Origin of the sequence: Laedolimicola intestinihominis, assembly GCF_040096155.1 — a bacterium.
In the GTDB taxonomy this organism is placed as follows: Bacteria; Bacillota; Clostridia; order Lachnospirales; family Lachnospiraceae; genus Laedolimicola; species Laedolimicola intestinihominis.
The window spans coordinates 251,749-267,864 of record NZ_JBBMFE010000003.1; the positions used below are offsets into that span (position 1 = coordinate 251,749).

The 16,116-nt window shown below is 36.7% G+C and carries 20 protein-coding genes and 1 pseudogene; 1 reads left to right on the forward strand and 20 read right to left on the reverse strand.

Annotated features, from left to right (window positions below):
• Positions 1-30: 30 nt before the first annotated feature.
• The 6 genes from WMO29_RS05425 to WMO29_RS05450 all read right to left on the reverse strand — a co-directional run bounded on the left by WMO29_RS05425 (position 31) and on the right by WMO29_RS05450 (position 3,094).
• On the reverse strand, positions 31-492 hold the full coding sequence (locus WMO29_RS05425; protein WP_349164088.1) for a hypothetical protein: 462 nt from the start codon (positions 490-492) through the stop codon (positions 31-33).
• A complete protein-coding gene (locus WMO29_RS05430; protein WP_349164089.1) occupies positions 489-1,394 on the reverse strand; it encodes a hypothetical protein in 906 nt (301 codons plus the stop codon). Before WMO29_RS05430 ends, WMO29_RS05425 begins: the two co-directional genes overlap by 4 nt.
• Positions 1,395-1,817 (reverse strand): Panacea domain-containing protein, encoded by a 423-nt coding sequence (locus WMO29_RS05435; RefSeq protein ID WP_349164090.1) that lies wholly within the window; start codon positions 1,815-1,817, stop codon positions 1,395-1,397. It abuts the gene before it with no gap.
• 156 nt (positions 1,818-1,973) lie between these two features.
• On the reverse strand, positions 1,974-2,189 hold the full coding sequence (locus WMO29_RS05440; RefSeq protein WP_349164091.1) for a helix-turn-helix domain-containing protein: 216 nt from the start codon (positions 2,187-2,189) through the stop codon (positions 1,974-1,976).
• Positions 2,190-2,364: 175 nt separating this feature from the next.
• A complete protein-coding gene (gene tnpB, locus WMO29_RS05445; RefSeq protein ID WP_349164092.1) occupies positions 2,365-2,721 on the reverse strand; it encodes an IS66 family insertion sequence element accessory protein TnpB in 357 nt (118 codons plus the stop codon).
• Entirely contained in the window at positions 2,714-3,094 is a 381-nt protein-coding gene (locus tag WMO29_RS05450) for an IS66 family insertion sequence element accessory protein TnpB (RefSeq protein ID WP_349164093.1), read from the reverse strand. Before WMO29_RS05450 ends, tnpB begins: the two co-directional genes overlap by 8 nt.
• Before the next feature lie 100 nt (positions 3,095-3,194).
• On the opposite strand from WMO29_RS05450, the pseudogene WMO29_RS05455 reads away from it, so the two are divergent.
• Positions 3,195-3,299: pseudogene (locus WMO29_RS05455) on the forward strand (quinate/shikimate dehydrogenase); the annotation flags it as partial.
• A 98-nt stretch (positions 3,300-3,397) separates the two neighbouring features.
• Here the strand turns inward: WMO29_RS05455 and WMO29_RS05460 are convergent.
• From WMO29_RS05460 to WMO29_RS05525, 14 genes are all read right to left on the reverse strand, one after another.
• Positions 3,398-4,144 (reverse strand): DUF3037 domain-containing protein, encoded by a 747-nt coding sequence (locus WMO29_RS05460; protein ID WP_349164094.1) that lies wholly within the window; start codon positions 4,142-4,144, stop codon positions 3,398-3,400.
• Positions 4,145-4,159: 15 nt separating this feature from the next.
• Complete coding sequence (locus tag WMO29_RS05465) at positions 4,160-4,963, reverse strand: HipA family kinase (protein ID WP_349164096.1); 804 nt, start codon at positions 4,961-4,963, stop codon at positions 4,160-4,162.
• Between the two features lie 127 nt (positions 4,964-5,090).
• Entirely contained in the window at positions 5,091-5,642 is a 552-nt protein-coding gene (locus tag WMO29_RS05470) for a hypothetical protein (protein ID WP_349164097.1), read from the reverse strand.
• A gap of 1 nt (position 5,643) precedes the next feature.
• Positions 5,644-6,669 (reverse strand): retron St85 family RNA-directed DNA polymerase, encoded by a 1,026-nt coding sequence (locus WMO29_RS05475; protein WP_349164098.1) that lies wholly within the window; start codon positions 6,667-6,669, stop codon positions 5,644-5,646.
• A gap of 237 nt (positions 6,670-6,906) precedes the next feature.
• Entirely contained in the window at positions 6,907-7,242 is a 336-nt protein-coding gene (locus WMO29_RS05480) for a hypothetical protein (protein ID WP_349164099.1), read from the reverse strand.
• The gene (locus tag WMO29_RS05485; protein WP_349164100.1) at positions 7,223-8,113 is read right to left on the reverse strand and encodes a phosphoribosyltransferase-like protein; all 891 of its coding nucleotides are present in this window, start codon (positions 8,111-8,113) and stop codon (positions 7,223-7,225) included. The genes WMO29_RS05480 and WMO29_RS05485 overlap by 20 nt, the downstream gene beginning before the upstream one ends.
• 82 nt (positions 8,114-8,195) lie before the next feature.
• Positions 8,196-8,507, reverse strand: a complete 312-nt coding sequence (locus WMO29_RS05490; protein WP_349164101.1) for a transposase domain-containing protein — start codon at positions 8,505-8,507, stop codon at positions 8,196-8,198.
• A gap of 46 nt (positions 8,508-8,553) precedes the next feature.
• Positions 8,554-10,347, reverse strand: a complete 1,794-nt coding sequence (locus WMO29_RS05495) for an ATP-dependent nuclease (protein WP_349164102.1) — start codon at positions 10,345-10,347, stop codon at positions 8,554-8,556.
• A gap of 48 nt (positions 10,348-10,395) precedes the next feature.
• Positions 10,396-10,896 carry a VanZ family protein gene (locus tag WMO29_RS05500; RefSeq protein WP_349164103.1) on the reverse strand — a complete coding sequence of 167 codons (501 nt, stop codon included), beginning with the start codon at positions 10,894-10,896 and terminating at the stop codon, positions 10,396-10,398.
• Positions 10,897-11,040: 144 nt separating this feature from the next.
• Positions 11,041-12,075, reverse strand: a complete 1,035-nt coding sequence (locus tag WMO29_RS05505) for a hypothetical protein (protein ID WP_349164104.1) — start codon at positions 12,073-12,075, stop codon at positions 11,041-11,043.
• A 372-nt stretch (positions 12,076-12,447) separates the two neighbouring features.
• Complete coding sequence (locus tag WMO29_RS05510; RefSeq protein WP_349164105.1) at positions 12,448-12,639, reverse strand: 4Fe-4S dicluster-binding protein; 192 nt, start codon at positions 12,637-12,639, stop codon at positions 12,448-12,450.
• A gap of 112 nt (positions 12,640-12,751) precedes the next feature.
• Positions 12,752-13,717 (reverse strand): Coenzyme F420 hydrogenase/dehydrogenase, beta subunit C-terminal domain, encoded by a 966-nt coding sequence (locus tag WMO29_RS05515; protein ID WP_349164106.1) that lies wholly within the window; start codon positions 13,715-13,717, stop codon positions 12,752-12,754.
• A gap of 18 nt (positions 13,718-13,735) precedes the next feature.
• A complete protein-coding gene (locus WMO29_RS05520; RefSeq protein WP_349164107.1) occupies positions 13,736-15,139 on the reverse strand; it encodes an oligosaccharide flippase family protein in 1,404 nt (467 codons plus the stop codon).
• An 8-nt stretch (positions 15,140-15,147) separates the two neighbouring features.
• Positions 15,148-16,116: a glycosyltransferase family 2 protein gene (locus WMO29_RS05525; RefSeq protein WP_349164108.1), complete on the reverse strand. Its 969-nt coding sequence runs from the start codon at positions 16,114-16,116 to the stop codon at positions 15,148-15,150.

Here is a 16,116-nt window from a genome sequence, read left to right on the forward strand (position 1 = left end):
AATGCAAATTTACAACTAAAAAGTGCAAGTTCAAGGTTTTTCTGTCTCTTTTTCTATTCCGATCATCTTTTCCGCCGCCATTTCCGGAACCTGTATCACGCCCCATCGATACAGCAGCGGATAGATATAGGATATTCCCCGAATATCACCCAGCTCTTTCGGGCGGCCTATCACTGTGCCCCTCTCCATCTGCAGTGCATTCTGAAACGCCAGCACCACCGAACTCCAGGCCAGAGTCTTGCTCTCCCTGCGTCTGCTCACCAGCAGCTCCCGGTTATAGTCGCCGCTTCGTCCCCGTTTCAGCGTATAAGAAAAGGGCAGGCCTGATATCGTATAAAACGCCTCCCCCTGAAATGCCACAACGGCCTGCCAGAGGGCGTCCTCGGTCCGCGTGCGCTGAAGCCGTTCCACTGCCATGGGCTGCTGCGCGGCGGGGGAACTATCTAAGATATACTTTTGCTTAAACTCGATTACTTTGTTTTGACTTTTCATTTTTGTATGGATATTTTGCTCATTTCTTCTGTGTTTTCTATGATTTGCTCTTTTTCACGCTCTTCTTTTATTCTCGTATCACGTTCTTCAACCCAACCATAGTTCCACGCACTTATAGTGGCAATCATCAACACACACAATACAACGTTTGAAATTAGTAATGGTTTTATTTTATTCCTGTTTTCTTGTAGCCCATTCACTAATCTATCTACATAATAAAACAAGCCAAATAATATATTGATTAGCACCAAACCTATTATCAATGAAACCAATATAATTCTGTATACACTCACTGTATTAATATTATTAAGTACGGATGTGGAAAATGCTATCCCGCCTGTAAAGGCCAGTACAACCGCTGCAAATATTCCTAAAATAGAGATGTACTCTCTTTGCTGTTTTTCTAATTCAGTTTCTACATTACTTTGAGCTATTTTTGTCCTATTAATTTCTGTCTGGATCTGATTCAATTGTGACTGCATATCAATAATTGCTGTCTCTCCAGCAGTTTTTCTGTCTCCCGCATCTGAGTACAAAATTCTCGCAATATCTAAACTTACGTGGTCATATAATTTCCGAATACTATCACTTATATCAATGATATTTCCCTGTTCATCTCTGTTTTGAGGTCTGTATTCCATTCTTATTAGCGATAAATTCTGCCCCAGAATATTAATATCACCCTGTTTCGGATCCTGTTGAATCTGCGTTAGCACAGTAAATATATCTGAATAGAAATGCCTGTACCTGTCTTCCCTATTAGGTGAATAGTACAGTTTCTCCAATCGTTCATACACATCCTGTCGCTTTGCTTCATCTTGAAGCATCTCCTGGTCCTTTGCCAATCCAAAAAGTATATCACAGAATTCTTTGCGTTTTTCCTGTTCCGTTTTCAAATCCATTTACCCCACCGCCTTTATCAGTTCAGTGGGAATAATTTGATGATTACCTAATCCATTTTTATATATCTCAGCCCAAGCCCCGCCATCTTTATGAGTCTCAGCTACCATATCCCAAGGATTAAGTTTCCTTTTTTCTTCTATTATTTTATCAATAAATATAACATCTGAAGGTGCAACTGAAAATGTAGCTTTACTAATAGATATTGGCATAGCACCAAAACCACAATAATGATAATAAACATTCGGAACAACCGGCCCAAATTGCCAAGCTTCTATATCATCAGAAAAAGCCAGTTCACCGCGTTGCAAAAAATCTTTCTGTATATAATATAAGATTTTTTGCAACTGAAGATTACTGATTGGTTGACCATCCGTTATACACTTTGATACTATATATTTTGATATATCAATCGCATTATACATATATGATGACCGCCTTTCAGTTTTTCATTATATTAATAATAAATTACCAATTCTTTTTTTAGTGTACCATAAAAATTGTATTCAGTCAATCATTTTATCGAACATTTGTTCTTTTCGCTTATTTTTCACGGAGTCAGCTGTAAGGCTTCGCTGCTATCAATCATCACATACTTTTATCTCTATATGCTTTCCCAACGCCGATACGTATTTCTCCAGTACCACAAGCGTCGGGATATGCTTTCCGCTCTCTATTCTCGCAAGATTCGGTGGCTGTATCCCTGTTATATCCGCCAGCTCCTGCTGTGTCATTCCCTGACGCTTTCTTTCTGTGACAAGTTCTTTTACGACTTCCGTCGTCGAATTCTGAACCATATTCTGGATCGCGTCGGCATATGGAGTCTTTAATGGGGTCTGACCCCACTGTGTAGATATTCAGATCCTCCTGTGGATACGTCACAGATCATCCAGCAGCGTCCAGAGAAGCTGTAACACCGGGAAGGGAGCGGACCTGATATCGGACATAAAAAATCTATGTTTTGCACAAAAATCAGGTGGGCTTTTGAGGTGTTACTTCCCTGACTTTGGGATTCAGCGGATTCAGCCCCATCATAAGATACCGGAACTGTTCCTCTGTAAGGTCTGCGGCCTCTTCGCTGGTCCTCGGCCAGGACAGGGATCCTGCCTCCAGTCGCTTGTAGAGCTGAAGGAAACCGTCTCCCATCCATAGGAGTCCCTTGATGCGGTCGGACCGTCTGCCGCAGAAGAGAAATAAGGTTCCCTTTTCGAAAGGATTCTGATGGTATCTGTCTCCGATGATCATGGACAGCCCATCAATTTCTTTCCGCAGATCCACATATCCACAGGCGAGCACGACTCTACGGATACCGGCAGCATCATCAAGCATGAAGTACCTCCTGCAATAGCCTGCAAAGCAGTGGCTCCGAAACATCATTTGCTAATTCCAGAGTCAGTCTGCCAGATCTGATTACAGCAACCGGAGTCATTGCTGCAGGGACGGTTGGCACTGGTGCTATATCCAGAGCAGTTTTTACCGGGATTTCTACAAAAGAGAGGTCAGATGGGTTGGTAACTTCCTGGAGTCCCTCATGTTCACAGACTTCCCGGCGGATCTTTCTGAGCCAGTAATAGTAAGATTTTTCAGAAATATCGTTTTCAGCAAGCCACTGCTTTGCCGTAGTGCCTGCCGGTCTGTCCTGGCACTGTCGGATGATGTTTATCCAGTTCGACCTGCGGACAGTGTGAGTTAATTGATCCATGCGCTTTAGCCTCCTCTAAAAAACTAATAGTTTTTTCGTGTCATTTAGAGTGTGGCATAAAAAAACTAATTAGCCAAGGCGCAGGATTTGACGTTTACCCTTCAACGGTATGTACATGCTGCTCCATCAGGGCGCCAGAGCCTTCGAGCGCTGGACCGGCCGGGAGATGCCTGTAGAATATATCCGGGAGCGTTATTTCCGCTAGAGCAATTTCCGCGGACATGCAAGCACCCTGCGAGTCTCTGAACGAAACCCGCAGGGTGCTGTTTTATCTGAACGCCTCTTCCAATTTCTGCTTACGTTCTATGAACACTGCTTTAAAATATAATCCATTCCATCGTCTAATTTTAGAACCTTCGCATTCTTTGATAATATCTTTATGATTATATTAAGATTGCTCGTATCTTTATAATCCGAATCATATATGAATAATACCTTCTTCCGCGTTCCTAGTTCATCCGCCACAAATGACCATTGTCTAGCATTTCCTATAACTCGTTTCAAATTTTTTCCTTTAAACGAGAACATCTTAATACACAAATCTTTGACCTGATAATCAAAAGTAATTTCATCGCTGTACGGTCCATCTACCTTTTGCGATGAACAATACTCAAGATTATTAGATTCTAAAACTCTTCGAATCAATTTCTTTTCTTCGTTTCCATTCAATCTTTGTGATTTAGCTAAATCGTATTTTAAATATACCTTTGACAAATCTTCAACATAATTCTCACTTTCGCTAACGGAAAGCGTTCTAATTGATGAAAATCTAAATTCATTTGCATATACTTTTATATATGAAGCAAGATCAAATTTTTGATTATAATTAAAAATCGAATTTTCTATCTCTTCTTTTATGCCCTTTAAATAAAGCTTTACAAAATCAATGTCTGCCTCGTCATCAAATGACTGAAAACGTTGGAAATTGGAGATATACTTAAAATCACGCTGTCCTGTAGCGATGTTATGAAACAAAACTCCAATACACAAACATTCATCTGAAATCGGTGAATGGTAATAATTCAGTGCTGCATATTCAATGTGATACATAAAGCTCCTCCTTCCTCATCTATTATGGTATGCTATAATTGTTGAAATTATTACATCCAAATTGTTGACTCTGTAAAGAATATATTTTACAAGCTCATCTAAATCTGTTTGTTTAGGTTTCCACTCATCCGGAATGTAACCGATAAGTTCTACTATTATATCACGATTAATTTTACTTTTAAATACCAAACTTTCTTTTTCCAACATTTCTTTTGTAATTGAAAAATTTTGAAAAAACATTTGATAAAGATAGGCATTATACTCCAATACCTTCGTATTTAATAAATCATTTTCAGCCATAGCTCTTTTCAAACAATTTGCATCCCAAAAAGTCTGATTAATAAAAACATGCGTGTGATCTATCACCTTAAGTGAAATATCGTCTTTACAAAATCTAACTAAAAGATTACCAGGATTTCTATCTGTATTAAAAATAACATGGTCAAACAGTAAAATTTTCACAAAATCCTCTTTATTTCTCATCTTACCAATAATAGACGGAAGTAATTTTGTAACCTTAGGCATATATTCCGAAAAAAATGCTTTCCCATAATTATGTAAATCTGCAAGATTCTCATCTAGTATTTCTGATGAACTATCTAAAATACATATGCCCGATCTTGGCATCGGAATATCCAACAAAATAGCTAATCGATAGCATAAATACTCATTGAAAAGAACCAAATTACCTTCCGGTCCATTATATAATTTTGTAATTGCTTGTGTTCCATCTTCCAATATAGCAAATTTAGGTTCTGTAGAACCAAGGTTCATATTGTAACATAATTGGCTGATTTTGGGCTCGTTAATGAATATCACCTCCTCATAACTACTCAAGGACATTATATTAGAAATCTTATCTATTTGCGAGATAATATATTTCTTTTTGTCAAAACGAATGCCCATGCATATAATCAGACCAACGGGCAATCAGAATCACAACAGTTTAATTTCCTATTTTATCCAGATTATCAACAATGAATTTTTGCGCAGCTTCATTATACAAATTAACCGAGTAACGATTTCCATAACTGTTTACTTTCGTTTCATTTATAATCCCCAATCTGTTACCAAGTTCTGTTGCTACCTTATATTTATTTCCATTTTCCATTTCTCTCTGTTCTAAATATCCCTGCTTTAATAACCAGCTTGTAATATCAACAGCACGCAATTTTTTCATATAAGCTTCAGCTTTTCCATTAAGTGAATAGACTAATGCGCTAATTGAAACAGGGATCTTTGAGTACTCAAAAGCTGCTTTTCCCTCTTCGCTTAAACAGAATCCCAATTTTTTCATTTTCAAATCAACATTTTTTTCCGATCTTTCAGCCGCATAGATAATTTCCCCCAGAAGTTCTGCAACCTTATGATTGTACTGTTTTATAGCTTTACTGTTAAGGATTGTATCTTGTGAAAATTTCAGATTGGTTGTCGGCTCTTTCCCAGCTTCCAGTGCCTGCGCCATCTGATATAACCGCCTTATTTCTTCAATATTCATTTCATATTTCCCATTCTATCTTATCCAATTGCCTAAGAAGTTCTTTTCCAATATCTGGTTCTATCATATATACGAAATATGCTTTTCCATACATATGCTCTTTATAAAATCGCTTACTGCACCCTATGTGTTGCAAATGATTTGCTAGACCATACTTTTTACAGTAATAAATTTCCTGAAATATTTTCTTTTTGTACTTTTTCTTTACTCTGATCTTATCCCCTGAAACAACTACACCAGTCACTTCCTGCCTTTGATAATTATACTGTATCCTTGTTTTTCTCTCATTGATGAAAAATTTTTCATCTTCTATGATCTTTTTTACCGGTATGACAATATTTTTAATGTCATAATCACTTGAAAAAGTCAAATCATCTGCATATCGCGTATATACAGCTTGATATTTCTCAGCCACTCTATATAATCTTTTATCCAGTTTCAGACAAATTATATTGGATAAATACGGACTTGTTGGTGCTCCCTGTGGAACCTTTCCCTCATATGTGCATAATCTGGAAAGTATGTATGATACCTCTATTGTATACCCGTAATAATAGAATACTCGAAACACTTGTTCCTGTGTAATTGATGGAAAAAAATCCTTCATGTCCATATTTACCACACATTTTTTCCCGAGATGTGCCTTTGCGTTCGTCGCTATGGAATGTTCCTTTCTAAACCCCATCGCCTGATCAGAAATTCTGAGTTCATATAAAATATTCTTTAAAATCCACCTTTGAATCAGTCGCAATTTCATCGCCGGAATAAGCAGTTCTCTTATTCCTCCATTTTTCTTTTCGATCTCCGCTTTCCGATAATAATTTTCTTCAAGATTCGCCATCATAACAGTTAGCCCTTCAAGCTCTATACCTACTAAAGCCGCAAAATGAGCTTTGTCAAAAATAACCGGCAAATTTAAGTCGATCATATTATCTGCATATTTTATTGCCGCCTGTATGTCTTCCTCACTCTCATTATATTCTGTTAAAAGCTTACGCAAATTTTTTATGTACTCTGCCTTATCCATAATTATCTACTTTCTAAAACGTATCTGCTACCCAATCCTGTATTTTCTTTTAAGCCATGCATTCGTAGTGAGCTTCTCACTACGAATGACTAGATATTGTTGCAATGCCAACATATCCAGTATAAGCACGCTTAGCTGCTTATACTGGCATATAAAGAAACCTTATTCCTATGAAAGACCACTGTTCTTTCGCTTCTAACAGATACGTTTTAGAAAATCGACAACTATACACCTCTGCTATGAATTTCTCCACTTTTTCTTCGAGAAATTCCTCACATAAAATGGTTTATCTAACGGCCAAGCTTCTTTTAAAACAGAATTTTCCAATTCTCCTTCTTTAGCCTCATAATACTCTTCCATGGGAGAATTCATTAACCACATTCTTCCAGCAAAAGATATCCGTAACATAGCTTCTTCATAAATCAATTTTTTCTCAACAATCATCCGTTCAAGCATGTCTTCCAATTGTGCAAACGATATACCAATGCTGTGTCTCAATTCACTCAATGAATATTCATCCACGTGATTTCGAAAATAAGCCAGAATTAATAATTCAACATATTCTTCTATCATTTCTACTTTTCCTTAAATAGTTACTTTCACTTCGCAATTCTTTATCTCTTTTCATCATCTTCCAGCTCGGCTTCTCATCATCATTCCTGGGAAACAGTGCCTTATTACCTTCTACATCTTTCCAGAAGATTGGCAACGTATTATTCGGCGTATTATTGTAGAAAGCCACCAAAGCTTCTGTATTCTTATATCCCAACACATTTTTTTCCGGAAGTCCATATTCTACCGATAATCGCTTAAAATCCTTTCTTCTTTCTGCTGGTTGAAAATTACGTTCAAAAGCAGCTGGAGTACAGGTTCCATAGAGTACAGATATATTAAGCTTGGCTTCTATTCTCAATTCTTCAATCTTTTTTAAAGCCTTCTCCATGACATGAACAACCAGATAATATATATGTTTATCTCGCATTATGTCTTTGTTTGCCATGATATAATCCTTAAATGTTTTTCCTGAACCACCAAAATCATCTACAAAAACAATATTTTCAATATAATCCAAATCTTCTTTCGGCATTTCCTTTAAATTCGGAATCACCACATGGCAACTCAATCGATTAAGCATACGGTATTCTATTATATATTCATATCCACTATTGAGCCTGCCCTCTTTGTTCGGCAATACACAATAAATTGTATTTTCAAATTCAACACCCTGCATTTTCTGCAATTTTTCATGCAATGCAACTAATTCTTCATTCACGTTCTGATGCGTATAATAATCAAAGCCTGGCATCAAAGAATTAACTATTTTAGCTAATTCTTCTGGCATTTTCCCCAACCACTCTGGATAGCGTTGAAACGCATTTTCCGTATCTTGTTCAATTTCCCAACGACGCTTACATTTCTCAAAGATATCAAGTACTTTTTCCATTTTTATAAAATAGCTTCTTCTTTAAAATCAACAAAAGGTAACCGCATTTCTATTTTTAAATTACCATTCTTTTCCCTTCTTGTCAATCTCTTTTTGGGAACATATGTTCTTTTTTCTTGTTGTACAGCATTAAAGCATACTCATCCGATTCCATCCATCCGTAAACGTCAAATCCTGCGCCTACCCTTAAATTTAGCGCCGCTTTTATTGAGCGGCGTGGTTTCTGGCATTCCTCGGGAAACTCATCTGCCCAGGGCATCAGCTGGTCCAGTTTTGCCGGATCTATATTTCCTTTTTCGTCACAATACTTAGACAGCTCCATGAGGATATGCCTGAAGTAGTAGTATAGGCGCAGATTGTTCAGCTTTGCTGTTTCCGAAATAACTGTAAACAAGAGCTCTGGCTCCTTTTGCTGTGTTATAGAACATCCAATTCTTCTTTTATCTGAACACCTCTTCCAATTTTCTTATGGTTCTCTCCAGCCCCTTTAAATATTCCTTTTGTTCCTCTTCCGAACTCTGCGCCACCCAGCAGGCAATCTGTTCCTTCTTTTTGTCTATCGGACTCATCGTCACAATCGTATCTCTCACATCCACATTTTCTACAAAATCGTCAATCAGATTATCGATTGTCCGCTTCCTGTCCAAAAATCTTTTCAGCAAAACAAATAATTCTTCATTCTCCTTTGGCTGTACATAGTTCATCTCTTTCAGCTTTCCCCAGCATGTCACCGAAAGCAAATGCTCTATCTCATAAGGCAAATCCAGCTGTTTCCTGTATAGCTCCAGAATTTCATCCGAAGGCTCCAGATATTTTACCTGAATTTCTGCCGTCGACCGCTTTCCCCTGTAGATTTCGTGTCCGCACAGTTCCTCATGGGCTTTGCGTCCGGCCTCATCCTTATCAAACAAAACAACCGCCTTACTGGTATAGCCACTATAAATCCATGCGCATGCCCAGTTAATCAGCCTGCTGCATCCGCCTTTCCCTTCCTCTGTAAATATCCGCAGCTGTCCTCTTTTTATCTTCTCATAAAGATCCTGGGAATAATGCTTGATTGCCAATTCCAGGTACTGCTTATCCGTCTTCCCTTCTACAAATATAGTAGGAATATCACACAGGAGATTTTGATTTAAAATCTGCTTCGTACGTTCCAGTTCTCTCTCTTTTTCCTCAATATACGGCGCTACCAGAGGCATCAGTCCCATCGTAGCGCTGAGATACGCATTGTTAAAGGCCGTGCTTAATTTCGTGCCTTCGCCCTTCTCTTTTCTGGAGGTATAAAAAATCCTTGTTCTGTCATCCGATTTCTTGTTGTAAAAAGCCGGTGAATGGGTGGTAACAAACATCTGGATATCCATCGAATACTCCAAAAAATCCTCTGCCATCTCGAATGCGCGCGAAAGCTCTACGCCGTTTTCCGGCTCTTCGAATCCCCAAATCGTAGTTGCCTTAGACGCGCCTCTGTTGCGGGTTTTCTGAGCCTGATCCGCAATATATTTTAAAATAATCGGAATATGCCTTGCCTGTATACCGTCTCCGCGCATCTCCAACGGAATCGTAATATCTTCCGAAGTTCCTGCCGTTTCGAATACCAGTGTTTTGAACATTTCGCTCATATTCTGCGGAATCGAAAGCCTGCTATCAATTCCAATCCTACGAGCTACCTCCTGATGGATCTGATCCGTATAATCCCGCAGTACCGCTGAAAATTCCTTCATGGACTGTTCCAGCGGGCTGTCCAGTACAGCAGAAGCCGTCATATATACATCTGCCAGCAACGCCTTATAGTATTCTCTGCTCTTTACTGCCGGTACATACTGATAACGCACTCTCTGAAGCGCTACCTGGATTCTGGAACGCTCTGTCGGTCTCTTTCCGTCCGCATCCAGGACAACGTCTGTCTTGTATCCATTCGCTTTCCATATCTTCCGCCATGTATATAAGCCGGCATTCTTATAGGAGTCTGGAATCTCGAATTTAATTTCAATCGCAATCTCCTTAGGCCGATGGGATTCCGGGCGATATAAATACGTGAAATCCCGCTGAAAATCAAACGGCGTCTTATAATCTGTCTCACCACAGAAAAATAAATTCAACGCCTTTAACACATTGGATTTACCCGCATCATTCAGTCCTACGAAGATATTCATATCCTTCGCTTCCAAATATTCGTTCTTGATGCTTCTGAAATTTTTAATTCTGATGGAATGAATTGTAATTCTGGTACCCATTGTTTTTCCTTTGTGTGTGATTTCTTAAAACATTTCGTGCTTGTTTTTTTAATGTTTCAACGTAATCTGGCGGGTCCCTAAGCACCCCACTGACATCCCAACCACATTCCAAATCACATCATTCACATCCGCGCACCCCCGCCCTGTCAGATATTGCACGCATTCACAGAACACCGACAACGCCACTCCCAGCATCAGGAGCTGAAACCAGTTTCGCTGACGCTGTGTCCGGGCGGCTGTCCAGCCCAGTGGGACATATAATAAAATGTTCAGCAAATTACCTGCCCAGATTCCGGCACCGGGCCAGAAGCGCAGGTTCCAGCGGATGCTTTCGTCATAGCCGGGCGCACGGCGCAGGATGGTAATATATAGAATCAGGAAAATGCAGTAGCCAGGCAGAATATGCGACCTTTTTCGCCCGGCCAGCCACGCCACCACTCCCAGAAGCACCAGAAAAATAATTTCCTTCCCGGACAGGTTCAGGCTTGTACTATAATGAATCTGATGCAAAAGTTCCTGCAGAAATATGGTTACTCTTGAAAATGTCAAATTGGATAACTCCTTATATTAATCCGCAATTCCATAAGCTCACATGTTTTTTGTAGCGGCTGTTCCCTGCTCGGTGAAATGCCCTGGGCTGGGCGCACGGGTCTGACCCCAATGCTAGGAGTCTACCGTTCTCACTCAGGTTATTCAGTAGGATCCGACACCAATATTATTATTCTCGATACTTTCATTCTTTAATGCTTCTTTTTGTAACTGTTCAAGTCTCTCCATAAATTCTTTCCATTGTTCTTTAATCTGATATGTCGTTGATTTTAATGGTTTATCTGTATCATACAATATTTCCAAAATCCAGTCATGCACCGTGTAATAAAATTCTTGAACACGCCCTTCATTAATAGGAACACCCATTCGATCTATTACTGACAATCGTATCATATAGCAAACAATTTCAAAATATATGATAAAATCACGCCCTTTAACTATTCTAAGTGGTTTCTTTGATTCATTCAAAAAATGTGAATACCAATTGCGTGTTTCTGCTAATCTAGTCATAAACTTATATCTTGTAACTTTTAACAACGGCATAATTTCACATGCATATTTTTTATGATAGTTAAAAAAATATTTTTTACAAAGCCAATGAACCGCCGCCATATAATCTCCTACAACGCCCTTTTTAGCTTCAGGATATTTGTTATATATTTCCTTTTTTTCAGCTTGTAATTGATTTTTATCAGCATTGTATAACCCTTCAATAATATGAAGCAGCAATGTCATTTTGTGATTTGTTATTACATGGTCATAAGCCTTAGATAAAAGATATTGAAACGAATATATCGGATATGAATTTATTTTTCGTAATTCTTCTATCCTCTGCTGATTTACTGTTGTTTCATCAATATCACAAATGATCAGATTGTCTTTCAAAAAATTATCACTTGTTTCATATTTAACTGCCCGTTTCGATATGTCTATTTCCTTTTCATTAATATAGAATAATTCCATCAAAGGAAACGAACCTAAATAGAAAAAAATTAGACATTCTAATTCATCAAAAAGTTTACTTACTTTTTCTTCTCCTGATCTTCCATATATCTGTATAATCAATTCTTGTCGGTTACTTTCCACTATCACTCTACAATTATCAATTTTAACTGTAAACTTTTGAATCGGATGTCCACTAATTACTTTTGCTCTATATTTAGCTAACATCTGAGTCATAACTTATCCTCCTCACTTCTAATGGGGTCAGGCACCAATGCTTAGCTAAGGGCAATGTTGGTTTGGCTGAGATTCAATCCGCCAAGCCGGATGATCTCACGATACTTGGTCATAAATGGTGACCTCCTTCGTAATGAATTTACGTTACAAAGCGCATGAATTCATTATAAAGGGAATCGGTATCATCTGACCAGAATTGCGGTATCCAAATCCCGGAATAGTAGTGGTATCACCGAAAACTGAACAGCGGTACTGCATCACCGGAATGACGGTTCAGAATCGCCCGGAATATTCAAACAGATGAGCCAATATAATTGACTTAAGTTAACACTATATTGCTAGCATTGGGATCAGGCACCAATGCTTTTACTTCTAATCTTTCATCGGACAAACTTTTAAACATTTGCCACACCCAACGCACTTATCCCTGTCTACCATCGGATATTCAAATCCCTCTTCATCACTTTGCATTACAATTGCATCTCGACTGCAAATTGCATAACACGCTGTACATCCACAACATTCTTCTTTATTTTCAAATAGTATAATTTTCTTATTAATCATATATATACATTCTCCTCACTTTTAACATTTAAGTATCCTCAACACAGCAGAATATATATCTTAAGTTAAAAACAATGACCCCACTACCCATTTCTTTCACTCTTGTCATTTTCTAAAAACGTAAAATGTAAAGAATACTCTGTATGCCCCCCCCGAAAAATTGTAAAAATTTTTTCAGTTTTCTTTTTTGCCGCACTCCCCAAGAAGCTCCATACTTCTTTTTAAACTTATTAAAATTCATATTATTCAAATCAACATAAAACCTTTCTCTTTTCTTAGGTTTTTTTGCCGAACTATACTCAGCTACATTATTTCTTACTCCTTCTTCGTATGTAGCCTCTTTAGCATACAAATTTGCCTCTATTTTTTTCCAAATAGATTCTCCCTTTTCTGTCCTCACAATAACTAACGACGTTCCATTATCATCAAACATTTCTGGCAAAATTTTATCAATCCCCCAAAAATCTGCTATCGTTATATCTGAATATTTTTCTTTTTTAGCTTTACATTTATAACATGATGGGCGTAAACAATAATTTTTCAAAAACACTTGCATATAAAAACTATCTTCTTTTGGAATATATATTTCATTTTCTTTCATTCCAAAACTTTTCCATCCCGTATCTTTACAGCGAAAATCTACTGCAACTAGCTTTTCTCTATTTTTCTCTTGATACAATGCATATTGCTTCCATAAATTTGGCGAGGGTACTCCGTGACAAATAACATCAACGCACACTAAATTATCATATTTTACATTCAAAAATTTTTTCAGTCCATTTATTTGACACCCTGTCCCCGAAAATAAAACCATTTTTCCATTTTTCAAATCACCTTCAACGTCTCTATAGGTATCACCTACTTTAGCTTGTAAATACTTTGAACCTCTTAATAGCTTAAGTTCATCCTCTTTCTCAACTCTGATATATTCTGCTGAATAGCAATCTTTTGTCATTGCTACACCATATACAACCCCATTATCTTTTAAAATACTAATTGCTATTGCTGAAAATATTCCTCCTGACGAACTTTGTTGCCTTACAGTATTTTCATTATAATACGCTGCATATACTTTCATTATAATACCCTTTTGTTCTTATTTGCTTATTGCTACTTTTATGTTCTTTCTATATTCTATTAAAAATAACGCTATATAAACAATTCCGCCTATAGCTATCTTTAATAGTATGGTTATCATATTATTATTGTAGTATATCTTTCGAATAGATGCATACATTATAATTCCATTCATCATAAACGTTATTGCACATTTTATGCTTTCTCGCTGTTCTAGCTTCTTAAACGATGCAACTATTTGAAATACGCACACGCTTCCTTCCGCTAAAAGAGTTCCAACTGCCGCACCTACACTGGCATAACGTGGTATTAATAATGTATTGATAACTATATTAACTATCGCACCAATTATAACCGAAATAATAAAAATCCAATCTTGCTCAAAGGGAATTAAATATTGTGTCCGAACAACATTTGAATATGCTAAAAACAAAGTGCTAGGCAATAAAATCATATAGAGAAGTATGCATTTATCATATCCCTTTCCATAAAAAACAGGGATGAATTCTGTTGATACACTTATCATTCCAAAACATAATGCCGAGACTAAAAACATTGACACGCCAATCATCGGCAAGAAAAATTTATTTGCAGCCTCTTCGTCAGTTTTAACCAATGACGATATTCTTGGTAACATCACTGTTCCAATAGCAGTTACAATCCCCATTGGTATAGCAATTACTTTTTCTGCACTTTCATAAAATCCCACTTCAATTAAAGTTGACATTTGTCCCAACATAATTTTATCCATAATTTTATATAAGCTAACTGCAATTATTGGAATAAATAATATTATGTTTGGCCTAATATGTTTCCGAAATACCGAGAACGGAACCCAATGAAATTTTATTATTTTTCTCAAAAACATCCACATAATTACTTGCGAGGCTAAATAACTCCCAGCCATTAACAAGCAATAAATACTTATATCGTCAGAATTTTTTACAAGAACAAATACTAATATAATAGTAAATATTTTTATTACACTATTTCTAAAAACTGTTAAATCAAATCTTTCCAATCCAAAAAAAAGCCAATTGATATCTAACATTCCTGATAATACATACGGGAAAAACAACCATACTATAATTGTCTTGCCAATAAATATGCCATAAAAAATGTATCCCATTATAACAATTATTGCAATGCTGATTTGCATCGAATATATTTCGCAAAATATCCGTTCTACATTTCCATTGCCTTCCACTTTTCCTTTAGCTATCTGTCTATTTCCATAATTATTAAGCCCTAACATAATAAAAATCACAAAATAATAAGCAATTGAATAATTATATGAATATATGCCAATATTATGTGGTCCTAACACTCTAGACACATATGGAGTTGTAATCAATGGTGCCAAAAATGCTAACATCTGATATGAAATGTTATATATCAAATTTTTACCAATTTTAGATTTCATAATCCCCATCACCGCAATTTATTTTTGTAATACCTTGAAACAGTATCAGAAAGAAACGGAACTTTTAAAATTATATATAACATATAGTCTTCAATTCCCGGTTCTTTAATCATTTCAAAATGTAATTTTCTATATTTTCTCTGATTTTCTTTTACATCATTTTTTAAAATCAATTTATAATATTTGTCTTTCACGAATCTCTCTATTTTACTGTCTTTGACCCCCATATTTTCTATAATATTCAACAACAGTTCCGATGAATCATGATAAAATTTTAATTTTTCTTCATACGACTTATCTATATGCGAATGACTCGTTTTTCTAATATAATAAACAAATAATTTTTTTTCGATAACTCCACATTCATACTTGTAAGCAAGAGGAAGTAGCAACTGCCAGTTTTGACCCAGCCTACTTTCAATTATCCTTTTTTCCGGAATAACTTTCCATAAAGCTTCAGTTTTGACCATATAAATTCCTGGTGGAAAAAATATGTTTTTTTCTTTTAACAAATTCCAAAACATATCTTTCGTTTCTTTTACGTATGGGACATACTCTTTTATAAGCAAATTTGTTTCTTCATCCCTTATATAAGCCCCACACTGCACCCATTTATAAGATGGATTATCAAAAAAAAATTTCACTTTTTCTTCTATATTATTTTTAAGGAGTTCATCATCTGCATCTAGCCAAACCAAATACTGGCCTTCCACATATTTTAACCCTGCATTTATTGCAGAAGCCTGTCCGCCATTTTCTTTATCAATCACCAAATATCTTTCTAATTGAACTGTTTTTATTTTATATTCTTCCAAAATACTTCTTGTACTGTCTGTCGAACCATCATTGATTATTATGAGTTCAATCTTCTTATAACTCTGATTTATTATTGACTCAATACATCTCTCTATATAGCCTTCGCCATTATAACATGGTACCACAATCGAAACTAGCGGCATTATTTTACTATTATCCAT

What these genes read in the sequence shown, in the direction of transcription:
- WMO29_RS05425 (WP_349164088.1), bottom strand. Translation starts at nt 492, where the DNA reads ATGAAAAGTCAAAACAAAGTAATCGAGTTTAAGCAAAAGTATATCTTA.
- WMO29_RS05430 (WP_349164089.1), bottom strand. Translation starts at nt 1,394, where the DNA reads ATGGATTTGAAAACGGAACAGGAAAAACGCAAAGAATTCTGTGATATA.
- WMO29_RS05435 (WP_349164090.1), bottom strand. Translation starts at nt 1,817, where the DNA reads ATGTATAATGCGATTGATATATCAAAATATATAGTATCAAAGTGTATA.
- WMO29_RS05440 (WP_349164091.1), bottom strand. Translation starts at nt 2,189, where the DNA reads ATGGTTCAGAATTCGACGACGGAAGTCGTAAAAGAACTTGTCACAGAA.
- tnpB (WP_349164092.1), bottom strand. Translation starts at nt 2,721, where the DNA reads ATGCTTGATGATGCTGCCGGTATCCGTAGAGTCGTGCTCGCCTGTGGA.
- WMO29_RS05450 (WP_349164093.1), bottom strand. Translation starts at nt 3,094, where the DNA reads ATGGATCAATTAACTCACACTGTCCGCAGGTCGAACTGGATAAACATC.
- WMO29_RS05460 (WP_349164094.1), bottom strand. Translation starts at nt 4,144, where the DNA reads ATGTATCACATTGAATATGCAGCACTGAATTATTACCATTCACCGATT.
- WMO29_RS05470 (WP_349164097.1), bottom strand. Translation starts at nt 5,642, where the DNA reads ATGAATATTGAAGAAATAAGGCGGTTATATCAGATGGCGCAGGCACTG.
- WMO29_RS05475 (WP_349164098.1), bottom strand. Translation starts at nt 6,669, where the DNA reads ATGGATAAGGCAGAGTACATAAAAAATTTGCGTAAGCTTTTAACAGAA.
- WMO29_RS05480 (WP_349164099.1), bottom strand. Translation starts at nt 7,242, where the DNA reads ATGATAGAAGAATATGTTGAATTATTAATTCTGGCTTATTTTCGAAAT.
- WMO29_RS05485 (WP_349164100.1), bottom strand. Translation starts at nt 8,113, where the DNA reads ATGGAAAAAGTACTTGATATCTTTGAGAAATGTAAGCGTCGTTGGGAA.
- WMO29_RS05495 (WP_349164102.1), bottom strand. Translation starts at nt 10,347, where the DNA reads ATGGGTACCAGAATTACAATTCATTCCATCAGAATTAAAAATTTCAGA.
- WMO29_RS05505 (WP_349164104.1), bottom strand. Translation starts at nt 12,075, where the DNA reads ATGACTCAGATGTTAGCTAAATATAGAGCAAAAGTAATTAGTGGACAT.
- WMO29_RS05510 (WP_349164105.1), bottom strand. Translation starts at nt 12,639, where the DNA reads ATGATTAATAAGAAAATTATACTATTTGAAAATAAAGAAGAATGTTGT.
- WMO29_RS05515 (WP_349164106.1), bottom strand. Translation starts at nt 13,717, where the DNA reads ATGAAAGTATATGCAGCGTATTATAATGAAAATACTGTAAGGCAACAA.
- WMO29_RS05520 (WP_349164107.1), bottom strand. Translation starts at nt 15,139, where the DNA reads ATGAAATCTAAAATTGGTAAAAATTTGATATATAACATTTCATATCAG.
- WMO29_RS05525 (WP_349164108.1), bottom strand. Translation starts at nt 16,116, where the DNA reads ATGGATAATAGTAAAATAATGCCGCTAGTTTCGATTGTGGTACCATGT.